Here is a 17,456-nt window from a genome sequence, read left to right on the forward strand (position 1 = left end):
AAGCACCCCACGAAAGATTAACTGCGTTGACGCACCGCTTCAAACAGGCAAATACCGGTCGCAACGGAGACGTTCAAGGAAGAAACCGTCCCGGCCATTGGGATACTAATCAGCTCATCGCAATGTTCACGCGTTAAACGACGCATACCTTCACCTTCAGCGCCCATCACCAGTGCCATTGGGCCAGTCATTTTGCTCTGGAACAAGGTGTGGTCTGCTTCGCCTGCAGTACCTACGATCCAAACGTTCGCTTCCTGCAACACACGCATGGTGCGCGCCAGGTTAGTCACACGGATAAGCGGAACGTTTTCAGCTGCACCACAGGCCACTTTTTTGGCCGTTGCATTCAGCTGTGCAGAGCGATCTCTAGGAACGATAACCGCATGGACACCGGCTGCATCAGCACTACGAAGGCAAGCACCCAGGTTGTGTGGGTCAGTAACGCCATCCAGAATCAGCAGGAATGGTTGGTCGATGCCAGCAAGCAGTTCAGGAATATCATTTTCCTGATACTGACGGCCTGGTTTAACACGGGCGATAATACCCTGGTGCACAGCACCTTCGGATTTCTCATCCAGCCATTGGCGGTTTGCCATTTGAACCGGCACACCCTGGGCTTCCAGCGCATGAATTAAAGGCATCAGACGTTTGTCTTCGCGGCCTTTAAGAATAAAGACTTCTTGAAAACGCTGTGGGGCGTTATCAAGCAGCGCCTGGACGGCGTGGATGCCGTAAATCATTTCACTCATTGATGTCACTCGTTTCAGACGCTGATGCGCCTGTGTTGATTTGTTCAGTAGTCGCTAAATTGTAGGGTGGAAAACGTTTCGTTTATCCACCCTACATAGGCGACAGCGAAAGCAGGTAGATTAGCTCGGCTGCTTCTTCGCCGCGCGCTTGGCTTTCGTGGCTGCCGCTATTTTACGCGTTTTATCAGAAGGAGTTTTTGCTTTCTTCTCTTTCTTCTCAGTCTTATCGACTTTCGCTTTCTTAGGCTTTGCAGGCCCTTTCTCTTTACGGAAAGTGCTGTCTTGCTCGAAGTTTACGCGTTTGCCGCCTTGACGGCGTTTTGGTCCGTTGCCGTTTGCGCCTTTTTTAGCTCTGTCTTTTTCAGTTTTCCCGGCACCGCGAGGTACACGAGTACTTGAAAGCAAAGCAAAATCAATCTTGCGCTCGTCCATGTGGACCGCTTCTACGCGCACTTCTACGCGGTCACCCAAACGATAAGTTTGTCCACCGGATTCACCAATCAGGCGTTGTCCAACCTGGTCGAAACGGTAGTAGTCGTTATCAAGTGTTGAAACGTGTACCAGACCGTCAATAAACAGATCATCAAGGCGCACAAAGAAGCCGAATCCAGTAACGCTTGCGATGATCCCGGTAAAGGTCTGGCCAACCTGATCCTGCATAAAGTCACATTTCAGCCAGTCAGCAACATCACGCGTTGCTTCATCGGCACGGCGTTCAGCCATGGAACAATGCTGACCAAGTTGCAGCATCTCTTCCATGTTGTAGTGCCAACCACCAGATTCGGTGCTACTGCCTGTATGGCCCTGCTCTTTCGCCAGCAGATATTTAATCGCACGGTGCAGCAACAAATCTGGGTAGCGACGAATCGGCGAGGTAAAGTGCGCATAAGATTGCAACGCAAGACCAAAGTGACCACGGTTTTCTGGATCGTAAACCGCCTGTTTCATGGATCGCAGCAACATGGTTTGCAGCATTTCATGATCCGGACGATCGGCGATAGAGTTCAGTAGCTCTGCATAATCACGTGGTTCTGGCTTCTGCCCGCCTGGCAGTTCCAGACCCAACTCAGCCAGCACAGAACGGAACGCGGTGATCGCGTCGTTGCTTGGACGATCGTGATCACGGAACAGTGACGGTTCATTATGTTTTTCAACAAAGCGAGCCGCTGAGATATTCGCGAGGATCATGCACTCTTCGATGAGCTTGTGCGCATCGTTACGCACGGTTTGCTCAACGCGCTCAATGCGACGTTCAGCGTTGAAGATAAACTTCGCTTCTTCGCTTTCGAAAGAGATACCGCCACGCTGAGCACGGGAAACATCCAGCACTTTATACAGGTTATGCAGCTCTTCGATGTGATTAACCAGCGGTGCATACTGCTCACGCAGTTCCTGATCGCCCTGCAACATATGCCACACTTTGGTGTAGGTCAGGCGTGCATGAGAGCTCATAACTGCTTCGTAGAATTTCGAGCCAGTCAGGCGACCTGTCGAGGAGATGGTCATTTCGCAAACCATACACAGACGGTCAACCTGTGGATTCAGTGAGCACAAACCGTTGGACAGCACTTCCGGCAGCATTGGGATAACCTGCGACGGGAAGTAAACTGACGTGCCGCGGTTGCGAGCTTCATTGTCTAACGCTGTTGGTGGACGAACGTAGTAACTTACGTCAGCAATCGCAACCCACAAGCGCCAACCGCCGCCACGTTTCTTCTCACAGAATACGGCATCATCAAAGTCACGCGCGTCTTCACCATCGATGGTGACAAGCGGCAGATCGCGCAGATCCACGCGGCCCACTTTAGCTTCTTCCGGCACTTCTTCTTTAAGCTTAGCCACTTGAGCTTCTACTTCTGGTGGCCAGACGTATGGGATTTCATGAGTGCGCAGTGCCATATCAACAGCCATGCCAGTACCCATATTATCGCCCAAGACTTCGACAATTTTACCCACGGCTTTGGTGCGACGAGTTGGACGCTGAGTGAGTTCTACCACCACCACAAAGCCCATGCGTGCACCCATCAACTCTTCTGGTGGGATAAGAATATCAAAGCTTAAACGGCTGTCGTCTGGTACCACAAAACCAATGCCTGCATCGGTAAAGTAGCGACCAACGATTTGCCCGGTTCTTGGCTCCAGTACGCGCACAATACGCGCTTCACGACGGCCTTTACGGTCGGCACCCAGCGGCTGCGCCAGTACGATATCGCCGTGCATGCACATTTTCATCTGCTCAGATGAAAGGTAGAGATCGTCTTTACGACCTTCTACACGCAAGAAACCAAAACCATCGCGATGGCCAATGACTTTGCCTTTTAGCAAATCAAGACGTTCTGGCAGGGCGTAACACTGGCGGCGGGTAAAGACCAACTGTCCATCGCGTTCCATGGCTCGCAGACGGCGACGTAGCGCTTCAAGTTGCTCTTCACCAGTAATATTGAGTTCTTCAGCCAGCTCGTCACGATTAGCTGGTTTTTCACGTTTGGAGAGATGAGCGATTATAAATTCCCGGCTTGGAATCGGGTTTTCGTATTTTTCGGCTTCTCGTTCCTGAAAAGGATCTTTTGACATTGCGGTTCCTCCGTTGTCATCTGCTGAGGAAATTGTGATTTATTCCACCAGCAATAATTTGTATAGCGGTTGGTTTTGATCCACCAAATCGGCCAGCGTGTGCTTGTCAAGCTCTGTTAGAAAGCTTTGCACCGCCTGGGCCAGCGCCTGCTTTAGGCGACATGCGGGGGTGATATGACAAAACTCACTGCTACAGTTCACCAAAGATAGCGGTTCCAGCTCACGCACCACGTCACCTACACGAATTGTTTGCGCAGGTTTTCCGAGGCGAATGCCACCGTTTTTGCCGCGCACTGCTGTTACATAGCCCGCGCGACTGAGTTGATTGATGATTTTCACCATGTGATTACGTGATACTCCGTACACTTCTGTTACCTCAGAAATGCTCGTCATTTTGCCTTCTGGCAAAGACGCCATGTAAATCAAAGCACGTAAACCGTAATCAGTAAAACTCGTTAACTGCACATCAACCTCTTGGGTGGGAGGGGAAACGCTGATCGCCATCAGGGCGATATATTGATGATAAACCAGCCATAAGGTTGCCAGCTAATTTATTTAACGGGGAAGGTGGATAAAACGACAGGGGAAAACAATAAGGGGCGTGCCAGGCACACCCCATTACATGATTATGCGTCGAACGGGTCGCGCAGAATCATGGTTTCAGAACGGTCCGGGCCGGTAGAAATAATATCTACTGGAACTTCGGTAAGTTCTTCAATACGTTTGATGTAGTCCAGTGCAGCTTGTGGCAAACCACTACGCTCTTTCACACCGAAGGTCGTTTCTGACCAGCCTGGCATGGTTTCGTAGATTGGTTCAATACCTTCCCAGTCGTCCGCAGCCATTGGGGTGGTGGTCACTTCGCGGCCATCTGGCAGACGGTAACCGATGCAGAGTTTCACTTCTTTCAAGCCGTCCAGTACGTCCAGCTTGGTCAGGCAGAAACCTGACAGGGAGTTGATCTGCACTGCACGACGCACAGCAACGATATCCAACCAACCTGTACGACGGCGACGACCAGTGGTCGCACCGAACTCGTTACCTTGTTTGCACAGGAACTCGCCGATATCATCAAACAGTTCAGTTGGGAACGGACCTGCGCCAACGCGAGTAGAATACGCTTTGATAATACCCAGAACGTAATCAACATAACGTGGACCAATGCCGGAACCTGTTGCCACGCCACCCGCGGTGGTGTTGGAAGAGGTCACGTACGGATAGGTACCGTGGTCGATGTCCAGCAGTGTGCCTTGAGCACCTTCGAACATGATGAAGTCGCCGCGCTTACGTGCCTGATCCAGCAGATCGGACACATCAACTACCATGCTGGTCAGAATGTCAGCAACTGCCATGACATCGTCCAGAACTTTCTGGTAATCAACCGCTTCAACTTTATAGAAGTTAACCAATTGGAAGTTATGGTATTCCAGAACTTCTTTCAGTTTGTCTGCAAAGGTGGCTTTGTCGAACAGGTCGCCAACGCGCAGGCCACGACGGGCCACTTTGTCTTCATATGCAGGACCGATACCACGACCGGTAGTCCCGATAGCTTTAGCACCACGAGCTTTCTCACGAGCCACATCCAGCGCTACGTGATAATCAAGGATCAGTGGGCATGCTTCAGATAACAGCAGGCGCTCACGTACCGGAATCCCACGGTCTTCAAGCCCTTTCATCTCTTTCATCAGTGCCGCAGGAGACAGCACAACGCCATTACCGATGATACTGGTAACGTTATCACGCAGAATACCTGATGGAATAAGATGAAGAACGGTTTTTTCACCGTTGATTACGAGAGTATGGCCTGCGTTGTGACCGCCCTGGTAGCGCACAACATATTTAGCCCGTTCAGTCAGGAGATCGACGATCTTCCCTTTACCTTCGTCACCCCATTGGGTGCCCAGTACGACGACGTTGTTACCCATTTTTCAAAATCACCGTTTGCTTAAAAAAGGATTCTACCATCGGTTTCTCCGATGATCAGCCCTTTTAGTATACAAAATGGTAATCATCTACCTCAATGCAGCTCAACCGCCGCTTCGACTCAACATGTAGTAGATAACGATGCCAGCAACCACTAGACCACCACCAAAACGGCGCAGTGTATTATCCGGAAGCTGAATTAAAGCTGCAATCATACGGCGCCACATGCGTGGATAAAGCATAGGCCCGAGTCCTTCGAGCACTAATACCAACGCTAATGCTATCCAGATAGTCGAATTCATAATTCCCTCAAACACCAATAAAAAAAGAGCCGGTTATACCGGCTCTTGAGTCACTCGCGAATATTAACGTGAACTGTTCGCAGGTGTTTTCATGTAGCGGAAGAAATCATTTTCCGGGCTTAACACCATGACATCCTGGCCAGACTGGAAGCTTGCTTCATAAGCGCGCAGGCTACGAATAAAGGCATAGAAATCTGGGTCCTGGCTGAATGCGTCAGCAAACAGTTTGGCAGCTTCTGCATCACCTTCACCACGGCTAATACGGCCCTGACGTTCGGCTTCAGCCAATGTACGAGTCACTTCGTAGTCGGCGGTAGCACGCAGCTTTTCAGCTTCTTCCTGACCTTGTGAACGGTGGCGACGAGCAACGGCTTCACGCTCCGCACGCATACGGTTATAGATGGCTTCAGAAACTTCTGCTGGCAGGTTGATTTGCTTGATACGCACATCGACCACTTCAATACCCAGCGCTGCCATACTGTTCGGGTTAACCACTGGCACTTTACCTTTGGTTTCCGCCGTTACACGCGCAGCAGCTGAGGCAATCGCATCATCCGCAGCAGGCGTTGATACTTCATCATCAGTGCCCGCAGAACCAGAGTTCAGTGCATCACGTACATCCAGAGTCAGACGACCACGGGAATCGGTCACGATGTCTTTAACATCAAGACGACCAATTTCAGAACGCAGACGGTCACTGAATTTACGTTTTAACAGCACTTCAGCCTGGGAAACATCACCACCACCGGTTGCCAGGTAGTAGCGGCTGAAGTCACTGATACGCCATTTGATATAGGAATCAACGATCAGGTCTTTCTTCTCTTTAGTTACAAAGCGATCAGCCTGGTTGTCCATGGTCTGAATACGCGCATCAAGGGTTTTAACCGACTCGATAAACGGTACTTTGAAATGCAAACCTGGCTCGTAGACCACAGGCTTGTTTTCATCATCACGCAGCACTTTACCAAAGCGTAACGTAATTCCACGCTCGCCTTCCTGTACCACGAAGACCGAGGTAAACAGCACCACCAGCACGATGATAATTAATGCAATGACTGACTTACGCATCGTTATTCACTCCCTACGCGCTGGTTATCAGTGCGCTGCGCATTCACGCGGCGCTGGTCCATGATATCGCCCTGACTTGAAGAGGACGATGTGCTGGCGCTACCACTGCTTGAGCTAGATGCCGGAGGCAGACGCAACAAGTTGTTCGCCCCACTGCTGTCACTCTTTGCCGCAGGCTGTGAGCCACCTTTAAGCATCTGATCCAGAGGCAGAACCATCAGGTTGCCACCTTTGTCGTTAACCAAAACTTTACGGGTATGGCTAAGCACTTTTTCCATCGTTTCGATATACAGACGCTCACGGGTAATTTCCGGTGCAGCTTTGTATTCCGGCAACAACTTAGCAAAGCGAGCGACTTCACCCTGCGCTTCTAACACCGTCTGTGTTTTATAAGCGCGAGCTTCTTCGAGAATACGCTGCGCCTGGCCGTTAGCACGCGGCTGAACTTCGTTGGTGTACGCTTCTGCTTCACGGATGTATTGCTGTTCGTTTTCACGCGCGGAAATCGCATCATCAAATGCGGCTTTCACCTCTTCCGGCGGACGAGCAGCCTGGAAGTTGACGTCCAGCAAGGTGATACCCATGTTGTATGGACGAATGGTTTCTTCCAGTTCACGCTGAGTATCATTACGAATAATGGTACGACCCTCGGTGAGGATCTTGTCCATGGTATATTTACCAATAACACCACGCAGTGCGCTGTCAGTTGCCTGACGCAGGCTATCGTCTGCGCTGGTTACGCTAAACAGGTAACGGCGCGGATCGGTAACGCGATACTGCACGTTCATTTCGACGCGAACCACGTTCTCGTCGGAAGTCAGCATCACACCTGACGCTGCCAATTCACGTACTGCTTCAACGTTTACCGCTCTGACTTTATCAATAAATGTCGGTTTCCAGTTCAGGCCCGGCTCAACCAAATGGCTGAATTGGCCAAAACGCGTTACGACACCACGTTCAGCTTCTTTAATGGTATAGAACCCGGTTGCAGCCCAAATAACGACGGCGACAGCGGCAACGATGCCGATCATGCGACCACCAATGTGGGGACGTGGAAGCTGTGAAGAACCGCCACCAGAACTACCGCCACCACCACTTTTCCCGCCGCCCAAGCCACCGAGTTTTTTGCTTAACTTCCGGAAGATATCATCCAGATCAGGTGGCCCCTGATCCCGCCCTCCTTTGTTACCCCCAGAGTCGCCGCCAGGTTTGCTGCTTCCCCACGGGTCGCGGTCCTGTCCGTTATTACCGGGCTGATTCCACGCCATGTTTATGCTCCATATTTGTTGTGCGGTGATATCCCCCGAAGGGGAAAAAGTCTTCAGGACATTCCCTTGACTTGCTAGACAATGTAGTCAGCGAGTGCCGGTTCTTGTTTACAGAGGCGACGCCAGTCAACAATAGGCATACGAATTTGTAAGCCAACACTGCCGTCTTCCTCCATCCACTCTTTTTCTATTGCCTGAAGCTGATAAAAACGGCTCCGCAGTCGTCCTGCCTGGGGGGGTAAGCACAACGTATGCTGTGCAATTTCACCAGATAGACGCTCTGTTAAAGCCTGGAAAAGCAGTGGAACACCGTCACCGGTCTGGGCAGAAAGCCAGACCCGTATCGGCATATTTTCATCATCTCTGTCGATACGCGGAACAAAATCATCCAGCATATCTATCTTATTCATCACCAGCAGCGTAGGGATTTCATCGGCCTCAATCTCTTCGAGAACGGTATCTACCGCGGCAATGTTCTCCTCAATCCTGAGGTCGCTTGCATCAATGACATGGAGTAATAATGTCGCTTGGCGAGTTTCCTGCAAGGTCGCTTTAAACGCCGCCACTAAATCATGTGGCAGGTGACGAATAAAACCTACTGTGTCCGCAAGGATTGTTTCGCCCACATCCACGACGTTAATACGACGCAGTGTTGGGTCTAACGTTGCGAACAACTTATCTGCGGCATAAACATCTGCCGCTGTTATCTGATTAAATAGGGTGGATTTGCCGGCGTTGGTGTAGCCCACCAGAGAAACGGTTGGGATATCAGCCTTGGCACGCGACCTTCGGCCTTGCTCACGCTGTTTTTCGACTCGTTCTAAGCGACCAAGGATCTGCATAATCCGATTGCGTAGTAAACGGCGGTCGGTTTCAAGCTGAGTTTCCCCAGGGCCTCGTGAACCTATCCCCCCTCCCTGACGCTCAAGGTGGGTCCAGCCGCGCACAAGGCGAGTTGCCATGTGACGTAACTGAGCCAGTTCAACCTGCAACTTACCCTCATGGGTACGCGCACGTTGAGCAAAAATATCTAAAATCAGGCCGGTTCTGTCGACGACACGACATTCACACAGCGCTTCGAGGTTACGCTCCTGAGCTGGAGACAACGCATGATCAAATAAAACGACCGATGCCCCAGTGGCTTTCACTGCATCGGCAATTTCAATTGCCTTACCTTCACCAACAAAATACTTCGGGTGAGGAGCTTTACGGCTACCAGTAACCACCTGCAATGCTTCGACACCGGCTGAAGAGACCAGAGATTCAAACTCCTCTAGATCTTCCATGTCTTTGTCTTGCGAAAAATAGATGTGTACTAGCACCGCCTGCTCACCGGCATCATAACGGTCAAACAAGCGTATAACCTCTCAAAAAGACCAGCGGGGAACCCATCATCCCTGGTTCCCCGGCTTGGAAAAACAACGTTACGCCTTATTCAGCGTCTTCGTTATCTTGTTGTGGCGCAGAACCTTGCGCACTTCCACCATGGTGGTAGCTGCCAGAACCGCTAGTACCGGTGTTATTGCTGTGATGAGATACCGGACGTGACGGAACAACAGTTGAAATCGCGTGCTTATAGACCATCTGGCTAACTGTGTTTTTCAACAGGATCACAAACTGATCAAAAGACTCAATCTGACCTTGCAGCTTAATACCATTCACCAAATAAATAGAAACTGGAACACGTTCGCGACGCAGTGCGTTCAAGAACGGATCTTGTAATGATTGCCCCTTAGCCATTCTATCTTTTCCTTATATGCTTGTTGTTTGTAACTCAAGAGCCCTGAGGCTCTGAAAAACTGCGTAAAATATTGCGCACCATAACGATTCAATTGTACACATTCATTGATGCTTCGCACTAACTACCTGTACTACATCGTTGTAAGATTGAGACGGATTCTCACTGTCTAGCCAGTGAACACCTTCCCAACCTCGCAACCAGGTCATCTGTCGCTTAGCCAATTGTCTCGTCGCGCAAATACCACGATAAACCATTTCATCATGTGAAATTTCACCTGCCAGATAAGACCACATCTGCCGGTAACCCACACAACGAATGGAAGGCATGTCCGTATGCAAATCACCACGGGCAAAAAGAGCCCGTACTTCAGCTTCAAATCCGGAAGCTAACATCTGATGAAAACGCTGCTCAATTCGTTGATGGAGCAGTTCACGGCTCGCCGGGGCGATGGCGAACTGATGCACCTGGTACGGCAGAGCTTCTCCTGACGTTTGCGTCAGTTCCGTTAAAGTTTTACCCGAAATGAAAAAAACTTCCAGTGCGCGGGAAAGCCTTTGCGGATCATTTGGATGAATACGTGCCGCGGCCACAGGATCTATCTGTGCTAACTCGCTGTGCAACGCCTCCCATCCCTGCTCTGCTGCCTGTTTTTCTATCCGTTCCCGAACTTCCGGGTCGGCAGATGGCAACGGTGACAAACCTTCTAACAATGCCTTGAAGTAGAGCATAGTTCCCCCGACTAACAAGGGGATACGCCCGGCTGCAGTTATTTCTGCCATTTCAGCCAACGCGTCACGCCGGAAATCTGCGGCGGAATAAGCCTGTGCCGGGTCGAGGATATCAAGTAACCGGTGCGGAGCCTGGGCCAGTTCTTGCGCCGTTGGCTTCGCAGTACCAATGTCCATCCCTTGATAGATAAGGGCCGAATCGACGCTTATCAACTCTACCGGCAACGTTTTACGCAAATTAATGGCTAACGCTGTCTTACCTGAGGCTGTTGGCCCCATCAGAAAAATTGCCTGTGGTAGGCTTTGCTTAACTTCAGTCATGTTTCAGGGCGTTCATCGCCAATTGTAGATCAACAGGTTGTAACAAACCGCCAGGTGGTGATTTCACCAGTTGCGGACAAAGGCGCTCTACATCAGCCAGCAAGGCAATTGCCTGCGACTGATTCCATTGCTCATGCTCACCGTCCATTTGACGAGCAAACCATTGAGCAATTTGAGTGACGTTAACCTCTGTCTGTTGCGCCAAGTATCCTGGCAGTTCGTGAATCAAGATTTGTAAATTTTGTTTACGCAAAGGTAAAGGTACCGCGCGAATTGTTATCTGACGCGACTCTGCAATGAATTCAATCCCCATTTCCAATAATAGTGGTTGAAAATGAACCAACACGTCTTGTTCTTCTTTGGTTACTTTTAAACGCACAGGGATCAACAACGGTTGCGCACGTACCCCATCGGTACCTGGCACTAATTGCGTCAATCTCAGCCAACGTTCTGCTACGGTCAAAGAAAGCACCATAATTTTCCCATCACGTTCCAGTAAGGCAACATCAGGTTGGAGGATAGTCAGAACGCGGCCAAAACTCTGCGAGTGTGCGCTCAATGCTTCCTGAGTTTCCGGCTCTGCAACACTATTGGTCGCTTTTTCCGTGGCAGTTGGTGTATTCAGCAATTCACGATAAAGCATGCCTTCTTTCTTCTGGAAACCCGGAGCGGCATGGGGCCACAAAGGCGGGCTGCTTTTACCCACGCTGCCACCGCTACTTTCGCTCGTATTTACCACAGCGCTACGTGGCGATGGCTCGCGAGATGAAGAAGCAGGTGTCGCAAACTGATTACGACCTGACGCAATGCGGTTTTCCGGCTGCCAGCGCTGTTGCGGTTCTTCCGCCGTTTCTTCCAACGGCAAACGATTTTCTGTTTGCTGCTGCAACACGCTTGCCACGCCCTGGTAGATAAAATCATGCACCAGGCGCGATTGATGAAAACGCACTTCATGTTTGGCCGGATGCACATTCACATCCACCTGGTGCGGATCGATTTCAAGGTAGAGCACAAATGCTGGTTGTTGATCGACACCGAGTTTATCTTCGCACGCCTGGCGAATCGCGTGGTTAATCAATCGGTCACGCATCATACGCCCGTTGACATAACAATACTGAATTTCAGCCAATGCCGAAGTCGTTGCGGACGGCTCAGCAACCCAGCCCTGTAACGCCAGATCGCCGTGTTGCCATTCAATTGCCAGAGCTTGTTCGAGGAACTGCGAACCACAAATTGCGCCAAGACGGCGTTCCCGTGGCGCGCCTTCAGCGACCGCACGATACTGGCGTACAACTTTTCCGTTATGCGTCAGATTGATAGACACATCGAAGCGCGCCAACGCAATACGCCTGACGATTTCATCAATGTGGTTGAATTCGGTTTTCTCAGTGCGCATGAATTTGCGCCGAGCGGGTGTGTTGTAGAACAAATCCAACACTTCAAGCGTCGTTCCAACAGGATGAGCTGCGGGTTTCACTGTGACGTCCTGCTCACGCCCCTCGGCATAAGCCTGCCACGCCTCACTTTGCTCTGCAGTACGCGACGTTAATGTCAGGCGGGCAACCGAGCTAATACTTGCCAGCGCTTCGCCACGAAAACCGAGGCTAATAATCGCCTCAAGGTCATCAAGCGTGGCGATTTTACTGGTGGCATGACGCGCCAGCGCTAGCGCCAACTCGTCTTTTTTGATGCCGCAGCCGTTATCCCGGATGCGGATGAGCTTGGCACCACCGCGTTCGATATCAATATCAATACGCGTGGCGCCTGCATCAAGGCTGTTCTCAACCAGTTCTTTCACCACCGATGCGGGGCGCTCTACCACTTCGCCAGCAGCAATCTGGTTGGCAAGTTGCGGCGGCAGAACCTGAATCGGCATGAAATTTCCTTATTGAGTAATCGCAACCTGATCGAGACTCGCACCTTGCGAACGCGCAGTCTGAGCAGTTCCAGGTGCTGATTGTAACGGATGAGACTGGAAATAATCCCTCAGCCCCTGATAAATCGCGTGGGCAATTTTCTGCTGATAATCATCGCTATCCAGCAAGAGCTCTTCCGAGTTGTTACTGATAAACCCGGTTTCCACCAGAACAGAAGGAATATCAGGTGAACGTAACACGCCCAAACTTGCATGTTCAGGACGACGTTTATGCAATGCACCAACCCGTTGCATTTGGGCCAGCACTTTTGTTGCTACATCATACCCGACGCGCTGTGAATGACCGAATTGCAAATCTAGCACTGCCTGGCTGAGATACGGGTCAGCCTGACTATTTGCCAGCACATCACCCGCACCGCCCAGTAATTCAGACTGTTTCTCGTGCTGCTCGAGCCAACCCGCCATTTCGCTATTTGCGCGGCGGTTTGACAGCACCCATACCGAAGCACCGGTTGCATCCCGGTTCGGTGCAGCATCCGCATGAATTGAAACCAGAATACTCGCGTTTTGCTTACGTGCGACGTCTGAACGTCCCATTACCGAGATGAAATAGTCACCATCGCGGGTTAGCACACCTTTAAACATCGGGTCGTCATTGAGCAATGAGCGCAATTTACGAGCAATCGAAATGGTGACATTTTTCTCTTTCGTACCTCCTGGGCCTATCGCACCCGGATCTTGTCCGCCGTGTCCGGCATCAATCGCCACAACCACGGTATCGGATTGCGTCTCGGTATGTTGAGTACGCGCAGGATGCATCGCAGTATTTGAGCTTATTGCACCAGTCACTGTTTGCGGATTAAAGGGATTTTTTGCCGGTTCCGTTGAACGGATCACTGGCGGAGCTTCCACACGTTTAGCCACAACCGGCGGCGGTGGAGGCGGTGGTATATCAGCATTAATGGTAAATACGACTGTGTAGTTAGCACCGTTTTGCTGCTTTACCGCACGAGTTTTACCAGGCTGCGTGAGATCGACCACCAGACGTAAAGAATCACTGTCTTTCGGTTGTCCGGAACGAATACTTTTCACCAGATTATTGCCGCTAAAAAGCAGCGGTAATCCTTTGATAACACCCGTTTGTTTAATATCCAGAGCAACGTTTTTCTTGCCATCCTGAGAAAATGCATATTCAGGGTCACCCATAAAACTAAAAGTGATTCGTGCCTGAGAATCACCGTTTGACACCTGAATATCCGCTAAACTAGCGGCGCCTGCTTGTGCCGTCAGCATTAGTAAGCACACCGACATCAACCAACTTCTCACACGATAGATCATCCCGTCATCCTTGTTATTTGGCAAACCGCGCCAGTAACGACTCACCAGATGAGGAAACTGCTTTCAGGCACGCTTCACGCCCAAGAGCCTGGTAACTTAGGTGAATTTCGACATCCGGTTCCGGCAGCACACCCTGACCTTGTTGCGGCCATTCCACCAGACTGATTGCGTCATTGGTGAAATAGTCACGAATTCCCATAAATTCGAGTTCTTCTGGATCAGCCAGGCGATAGAGATCAAAGTGATATACCTTCAAATCGCCAAGGTCATACGGTTCCACCAGCGTATATGTTGGGCTTTTAACATTGCCTTTATGGCCCAACGCCTGCACAAAGCCACGGCTGAACGTCGTTTTCCCAGCACCCAAGTCACCATATAGATGAATCACAGTGGCACCAATACAGGCTTTCGCCAGACGGGAGCCCAGTTCCAGGGTTGCAGCTTCATCAGGTAATGCGATAACTCGATTAATCATTTTTTTAGCTATTCAAATCCGGGTTAACAAAAGGGTACAACGTCGATAATAAATCGCTCGCTAACATGCCGCGCATGCCGAAGCGATGAGCTAACACATCAGCGGCAGCACCATGAGCCACACATCCAGCGCAAACTGCATCATACGGGGTTAACTTTTGTGCCAGCAATGCTCCGATAATTCCAGATAGCACATCCCCCATACCACCGCTGCTCATACCAGCATTACCCACATCAACGAGCGCACATTCACCATTTTGGCTGGCAACAACCGTACCGGCACCTTTTAAGACCACAATTCCGCCGTAACGTTTTACGAGGCGGTCTGCGGAAAGTAAGCGGTCACTCTCAATTTGTGATGCAGAGCAATTTAACAGCCTGGCAGCTTCACCAGGATGTGGCGTAATAACGCGATTCTGACGTTTATCGGGATTGATTGCCAGAAGGTTGAGCGCATCAGCATCCCACAACATAGGTTTACGACTGCACTCTACTTTTTGTAAGGCTTTTTTGCCCCATTCTTGTTGCCCAAGACCAGGGCCGATAACCACCACATCGGCCCATTCAAGGCTTTCTTCAAGAGCTTGTGGCGTTAGCTCCTGAACCATTAACTCGGGGCGAGCCGTTAATAGCGGTGCAACGTTCTCTAAGCGAGTTAATACCCGGACCAGGCCTGCCCCTGCACGCAAAGCTGCCTCGCCCGCCATACGAATCGCACCCGCTGTACCATGGTCGCCACCAATAATCACCAGTCGCCCGTTTGTCCCTTTATGCGACGTAGGTTTCCGTGGAGGCAACCAGCCCGCTAATTGCGCACTGTCCACACGTCTTATTGGCGCAGTTTGCCCTTGCAACCAGGCTTCAAGACCAAGCGCATGAAAATGCAATTTGCCTACCACATCTCGCGCCTTTCCGGTCAGTAACCCTGGTTTGAGAGCAATAAACGTTATGGTGTGGGAAGCATTAATCACAGCGCCGGGAGTAGCCCCCGTCTCTGCGAGTAAGCCAGAAGGGATATCCAACGCGACAACAGGTGCCGAATGTTGATTGCACTTTTCGATAAGCTGAGCAGGGCCATTTCGTGGGGAGCTGTTAATCCCTGTGCCGAGCAGACCGTCAATCACGAGGTCAATATCATCAGGCCAGATGTGCTCTGCTGAGTGAATAACACCTGCAGCATCAAGCCACGCTTCACGGGCGCAAGCAGCCTCTTCTGGCAGCGGCTTATCACTTTCAAGCGCCAGCAGCGTGACACGTATACCAGCCGCCTGTGCCAGCCGCGCTACCACGTAACCATCACCACCGTTGTTGCCATAACCGCACGCGACTAACCAATGCTGAGTATGAGGATAAAGTTCACGGGCCAGATTAAATGCCGCAGCACCAGCCCGTTGCATCAATTCATATAACGTTAACCCTAAGTAGTCTGCGGCCTGCTTCTCGGCGGTGCGCAGCCAGTCGGCGGACCAGACTGAATGTGGTATACTTTTGGCGGTTATTTTTAGGCTCAGGTCCGTCATGTCACAACCCCTCGATCTCAATCAATTAGCGCAAAATATTAAGCAGTGGGGTATCGAACTCGGCTTCCAGCAGGTTGGCATTGCTGATACCGACCTCACCGCCAGTGAACCCGCGCTCCAGATGTGGCTGGATAAACAATACCACGGTGAGATGGATTGGATGGCCCGTCATGGCATGATGCGCGCCCGGCCTCATGAATTGCTTCCCGGTACATTGCGCGTCATTAGCGTGCGGATGAACTATCTCCCCGCGAATGCCGCCTTTGCCTCGACGCTTAAAAACCCAAAAATCGGTTATATCAGCCGCTACGCGCTTGGGCGTGACTATCATAAGCTGCTGCGCAACCGGCTCAAAAAGCTGGGCGAAATGATCCAGTCCCACTGCTCCACGCTGAATTTTAGGCCTTTCGTCGATTCAGCGCCGATTCTTGAGCGCACGCTTGCTGAAAAAGCCGGGCTTGGCTGGACAGGTAAGCACTCACTTATCCTTAATCAGGAAGCAGGTTCGTTTTTTTTCCTGGGCGAACTATTAGTGGATATCCCTCTCCCGGTCGATAACCCGATTGAGGAGAAATGTGGGCGCTGCGTAGCCTGCATGACCATCTGCCCGACTGGCGCGATTGTTGAGCCTTACACTGTCGACGCCAGGCGCTGTATTTCCTATCTCACTATCGAGCTTGAAGGGGCAATCCCGGAAGAGTTCAGGCCGTTAATTGGCAACCGTATTTATGGTTGTGATGATTGCCAGCTAATTTGCCCGTGGAACCGTTTCTCACAGCTGACTACAGAAGATGACTTTAGCCCGCGTCGCGTGTTACATGCCCCACCGTTGATTGAGCTCTTTGCCTGGAGTGAAGAATACTTCTTGCGCGTAACCGAAGGGTCGGCGATACGCCGAATTGGCCATCTGCGTTGGCTGCGAAATATTGCGGTGGCAATGGGAAATGCCCCATGGGATGGAGCCATTCTGGATGCGTTGAAACAAAGAAAAGGTGAGCACCCACTTCTTGATGAGCACATTGACTGGGCGATTGCGCAACAATTAACCAAGCGAAGCGCGGATGCAACTGAAGTCCAGTTACCGCAAAAGCAGCGTCTGGTTCGCGTCATTGAAAAGGGGCTAAAACGTGATGCGTGACATGTCCACAGGATGTGAATAAAAATTAGAACGTATTGTCTTCCAAGCGAAAAAAAATCTACAAGCGATCAGCTTAACATTTTCAAACACAAAAAAAATTAACTTAATCAATAGGTTAAAATAATCATGTAAAAATTCAGAAATAATTAGCGACCAAAGCAAATAGAATTGGCTTGTGGATAACTCTGTTCACAATAATTTATCAGGAACGTAAAAACCACCACCGACGCCGCCTGGCGTTGTGGATAATTTGTACTGGAGATAAGAATTTGGAGCGGGAAACGAGACTCGAACTCGCGACCCCGACCTTGGCAAGGTCGTGCTCTACCAACTGAGCTATTCCCGCTTGGGTGGTGCTGGCTGTAAAAGCCAAATCAAATTTTGGAGCGGGAAACGAGACTCGAACTCGCGACCCCGACCTTGGCAAGGTCGTGCT

At 50.8% G+C, this 17,456-nt stretch carries 15 protein-coding genes and 1 tRNA gene; 1 reads left to right on the forward strand and 15 read right to left on the reverse strand.

The window, feature by feature from the left end; all coding sequences use genetic code 11:
* Positions 1-17: 17 nt before the first annotated feature.
* The 14 genes from rlmB to nnr form a co-directional block, all read right to left on the reverse strand.
* Entirely contained in the window at positions 18-749 is a 732-nt protein-coding gene (gene rlmB, locus FH968_RS14075) for a 23S rRNA (guanosine(2251)-2'-O)-methyltransferase RlmB (protein WP_139880452.1), read from the reverse strand.
* A 120-nt stretch (positions 750-869) separates the two neighbouring features.
* Positions 870-3,323: a ribonuclease R gene (gene rnr, locus FH968_RS14080; protein WP_139880453.1), complete on the reverse strand. Its 2,454-nt coding sequence runs from the start codon at positions 3,321-3,323 to the stop codon at positions 870-872.
* A 39-nt stretch (positions 3,324-3,362) separates the two neighbouring features.
* On the reverse strand, positions 3,363-3,788 hold the full coding sequence (gene nsrR, locus FH968_RS14085; protein WP_034461180.1) for a nitric oxide-sensing transcriptional repressor NsrR: 426 nt from the start codon (positions 3,786-3,788) through the stop codon (positions 3,363-3,365).
* Between the two features lie 161 nt (positions 3,789-3,949).
* Positions 3,950-5,248, reverse strand: coding sequence for an adenylosuccinate synthase (locus FH968_RS14090; RefSeq protein WP_139880454.1), 1,299 nt, complete (start codon positions 5,246-5,248; stop codon positions 3,950-3,952).
* Between the two features lie 102 nt (positions 5,249-5,350).
* A complete protein-coding gene (locus FH968_RS14095; protein WP_139880455.1) occupies positions 5,351-5,548 on the reverse strand; it encodes a DUF2065 domain-containing protein in 198 nt (65 codons plus the stop codon).
* Positions 5,549-5,611: 63 nt separating this feature from the next.
* A complete protein-coding gene (gene hflC, locus FH968_RS14100; protein ID WP_139880456.1) occupies positions 5,612-6,616 on the reverse strand; it encodes a protease modulator HflC in 1,005 nt (334 codons plus the stop codon).
* A gap of 2 nt (positions 6,617-6,618) precedes the next feature.
* The gene (hflK, locus tag FH968_RS14105) at positions 6,619-7,884 is read right to left on the reverse strand and encodes an FtsH protease activity modulator HflK (RefSeq protein WP_139880457.1); all 1,266 of its coding nucleotides are present in this window, start codon (positions 7,882-7,884) and stop codon (positions 6,619-6,621) included.
* Positions 7,885-7,958: 74 nt separating this feature from the next.
* A complete protein-coding gene (hflX, locus tag FH968_RS14110; protein WP_139880458.1) occupies positions 7,959-9,239 on the reverse strand; it encodes a ribosome rescue GTPase HflX in 1,281 nt (426 codons plus the stop codon).
* A gap of 76 nt (positions 9,240-9,315) precedes the next feature.
* Positions 9,316-9,624: an RNA chaperone Hfq gene (hfq, locus tag FH968_RS14115; RefSeq protein ID WP_034461169.1), complete on the reverse strand. Its 309-nt coding sequence runs from the start codon at positions 9,622-9,624 to the stop codon at positions 9,316-9,318.
* A gap of 102 nt (positions 9,625-9,726) precedes the next feature.
* The gene (miaA, locus tag FH968_RS14120) at positions 9,727-10,674 is read right to left on the reverse strand and encodes a tRNA (adenosine(37)-N6)-dimethylallyltransferase MiaA (protein WP_139880459.1); all 948 of its coding nucleotides are present in this window, start codon (positions 10,672-10,674) and stop codon (positions 9,727-9,729) included.
* A complete protein-coding gene (gene mutL / locus FH968_RS14125) occupies positions 10,667-12,550 on the reverse strand; it encodes a DNA mismatch repair endonuclease MutL (protein ID WP_139880460.1) in 1,884 nt (627 codons plus the stop codon). The genes miaA and mutL overlap by 8 nt, the downstream gene beginning before the upstream one ends.
* 9 nt (positions 12,551-12,559) lie before the next feature.
* A complete protein-coding gene (gene amiB, locus FH968_RS14130; RefSeq protein ID WP_139880463.1) occupies positions 12,560-13,888 on the reverse strand; it encodes an N-acetylmuramoyl-L-alanine amidase AmiB in 1,329 nt (442 codons plus the stop codon).
* Positions 13,889-13,901: 13 nt separating this feature from the next.
* Entirely contained in the window at positions 13,902-14,363 is a 462-nt protein-coding gene (gene tsaE, locus FH968_RS14135) for a tRNA (adenosine(37)-N6)-threonylcarbamoyltransferase complex ATPase subunit type 1 TsaE (protein WP_139880465.1), read from the reverse strand.
* Between the two features lie 4 nt (positions 14,364-14,367).
* Positions 14,368-15,882: a bifunctional ADP-dependent NAD(P)H-hydrate dehydratase/NAD(P)H-hydrate epimerase gene (nnr, locus tag FH968_RS14140; protein ID WP_139880467.1), complete on the reverse strand. Its 1,515-nt coding sequence runs from the start codon at positions 15,880-15,882 to the stop codon at positions 14,368-14,370.
* On the opposite strand from nnr, the gene queG reads away from it, so the two are divergent.
* Positions 15,881-17,020 carry a tRNA epoxyqueuosine(34) reductase QueG gene (gene queG, locus FH968_RS14145; protein WP_139880469.1) on the forward strand — a complete coding sequence of 380 codons (1,140 nt, stop codon included), beginning with the start codon at positions 15,881-15,883 and terminating at the stop codon, positions 17,018-17,020. The two genes, nnr and queG, sit on opposite strands and share 2 nt — an antisense overlap.
* A gap of 270 nt (positions 17,021-17,290) precedes the next feature.
* Here the strand turns inward: queG and FH968_RS14150 are convergent.
* Positions 17,291-17,366, reverse strand: a tRNA-Gly gene (locus FH968_RS14150).
* Between the last annotated feature and the right edge of the window lie 90 nt (positions 17,367-17,456).

It is taken from the genome of Buttiauxella sp. B2 (assembly GCF_006376615.1).
Classification (GTDB): domain Bacteria; phylum Pseudomonadota; class Gammaproteobacteria; order Enterobacterales; family Enterobacteriaceae; genus Buttiauxella.